The following is a 358-nucleotide window of genomic DNA, read 5'->3' on the forward strand; positions in this document are numbered from 1 at the left end:
GGCCGAAGCCGGGTTGATGGGGGCGGGCGTTCAGCCAAAGGATGCAGCCGTGCTGCTGACCTCGCTTGTTCAGGGCATCGCCATCCGGTGGAGCCTTGGCTCGCGCAACTTTGACATCGTGCCCGAGGGGATGCGCCTGCTGGAGGTGCAATTGGTCCTGTTTGCCTGTAGGGAGGGGCAGAAATGAAAACTCATCACATCGCCGGTGTTGCGGCCATAGCCTTTGGATCGTTGACGCTGATATCAGGCGGATCGGCCCTGTTCGGAGCGGTCGACATGGGGGCCGTCGTGCCCTTCGTCCTGTGGTTCAACTTTCTCGCAGGCTTCGCCTATGTCATTGGCGGCCTGCTTCTGATGA

1 pseudogene is annotated in these 358 nt (G+C 60.9%); it reads left to right on the top strand.

The features are described from left to right. A pseudogene (locus tag C5F46_RS16825) lies at positions 1–187 on the top strand (TetR/AcrR family transcriptional regulator); the annotation flags it as partial. Positions 188–358: the final 171 nt, after the last annotated feature.

It is taken from the genome of Phaeovulum veldkampii DSM 11550, assembly GCF_003034995.1.
GTDB classification, from domain to species: Bacteria; Pseudomonadota; Alphaproteobacteria; order Rhodobacterales; family Rhodobacteraceae; genus Phaeovulum; species Phaeovulum veldkampii.